Annotated in this window: 2 protein-coding genes; both read left to right on the forward strand. The window is 46.5% G+C overall.

Annotated features, from left to right (window positions below; genetic code table 11):
* The coding region (gene nirB, locus RTN07_RS10935) for a nitrite reductase large subunit NirB (protein WP_312177963.1) at positions 1-1,770 on the forward strand (1,770 nt) is incomplete at its 5' end.
* 70 nt (positions 1,771-1,840) lie between these two features.
* Positions 1,841-2,079: nitrite reductase small subunit NirD (gene nirD, locus RTN07_RS10940; RefSeq protein WP_312177965.1), on the forward strand; the 239-nt coding region annotated here is incomplete at its 3' end.

Genomic DNA, 2,079 nt, shown 5'->3' on the forward strand with positions numbered 1-2,079 from the left:
ATTGATGACACATGTCAAACGAGCGAGCCAAATATTTATGCCATTGGTGAATGTGCGTTATGGGACAATAAAATTTATGGGCTGGTCGCCCCAGGCTACACCATGGCAAGCGTGTGCGCCTCGCAACTGGCAGGCGAGCATGACAGCCTATTTGACGGGGCGGACATGAGTACCAAACTTAAACTCATGGGCGTGGATGTCGGCAGTATCGGCGATGCTCATGGTAAAATCAAAGACAGTTTAAGCTTTGTCTACCAAAACCCAAAAACAGGCGTGTATAAAAAATTAGTCACCTCGGACGATGGCAAACGCTTGCTGGGTGCGGTACTTGTGGGTGATACGGAAGATTACAGCAACTTGCTCCAGTTATTTTTAAATGGTATTGATTTACCATTACACCCAGAAAGCTTGATTTTGCCAAACGTGGAAAAACCTGTGATGGGTGTGGATAATCTGCCCGATACCGCTACCCTATGCTCATGCTATAACGTTAATAAAGGTCAAATCTGCGCAGCAGTGGACAATGGGGCCATGACTTATGAAGACATCAAGAGCTGCACCAAGGCCAGTACAGGCTGTGGCGGCTGCGCCCAAATTGTCAAAGATACCTTAGTGTCAGAACTTAAAAAGCGCGGTATCGAAGTTAAAAACCACATCTGTGAGCATTTTGCTTACTCTCGCCAAGAGTTGTATCACTTAGTGCGTGTCGGCAATATCCACACCTTTGAAGAGATGATTGAAAGACACGGACACGGTGATGGCTGTGAAATCTGTAAACCAACGGTTGGCTCGATTTTGGCGTCTTGCTGGAATGACTATATTCTTGATAAACCCTTGGTTGCGCTACAAGACACCAATGACGCTTTCTTGGGGAATATCCAAAAAGATGGTACTTACTCAGTCGTGCCGCGTATTGCGGGCGGTGAAATTACCGCCGAAAAACTCATCGTACTGGGCGAAGTGGCTCGGGATTTTGGACTTTACACCAAAATCACTGGTGGGCAACGTGTGGATTTATTTGGTGCTCGTAGTGACCAATTGCCCGATATTTGGGAACGCTTAATCAACGCAGGTTTTGAAACAGGGCATGCCTATGGCAAGTCTTTGCGTACCGTCAAATCTTGCGTCGGTAGCACATGGTGTCGCTATGGCGTGGATGATAGCGTTGGCTTGGCGATCGAACTGGAAAACCGTTATAAAGGCTTACGTGCCCCGCATAAAATAAAATTCGGTGTATCAGGCTGTACCAGAGAGTGCGCCGAAGCCCAAGGCAAAGATGTTGGTATTATTGCCACTGAAAATGGCTGGAATCTATATGTCTGTGGCAATGGCGGTATGCGTCCTAGACATGCTGAACTATTTGCCAGTGACTTGGACACAGCCACGCTGATTAAATATATCGATCGTTTCTTAATGTTCTACATAAAAACAGGCGACCGCTTACAACGCACGTCAGTCTGGCGTGAGAAAATGGAAGGCGGACTTGAGTACATTCAACAGGTAGTCATCAATGATAGCTTGGGTATTGCCGAAGAACTCGAAGCACAAATGCAAGCGGATATTGACGCGTATCAATGCGAATGGAAAACCACCCTTTCTGACCCAGAGCGCCTTAAACGCTTTAAGCACTTTATCAACAGTGACAAAGTCGATGACAACGTGGTATTTGTCGAAGAGCGTCACCAAATTCGTCCTGCAACTGCCGATGAGAAGTCAGTGATTGGCCAAGACGCAACCGAATTCTCAGACCAGACTGCATCACCTGCCTAACGTTAATAACATTCACCAAACTGGGATGTCCCATGGGCATCTCATCGGGTAAAAAATACGGAATCAAATCATGAATGAAATCTGTAAACTAGACGATATCATCCCTGAAACTGGCGTTTGTGCGCTAGTGGGCGGCGAACAAGTTGCCATCTTTCGGACCCATCATGACGAAGTATATGCCATGCATAACTTTGACCCATTTAGCAAGGCTAACGTCATTTCTAGGGGGCTACTTGGTAGCTGTGAAATTGACGGGCAAAAAGTGCGTTATGTCGCGTCACCTATGTATAAACAACGTTTTGACTTGGC

The sequence above is a fragment of the Moraxella sp. CTOTU46934 genome (assembly GCF_031979465.1).
In the GTDB taxonomy this organism is placed as follows: domain Bacteria; phylum Pseudomonadota; class Gammaproteobacteria; order Pseudomonadales; family Moraxellaceae; genus Faucicola; species Faucicola tetraodonis.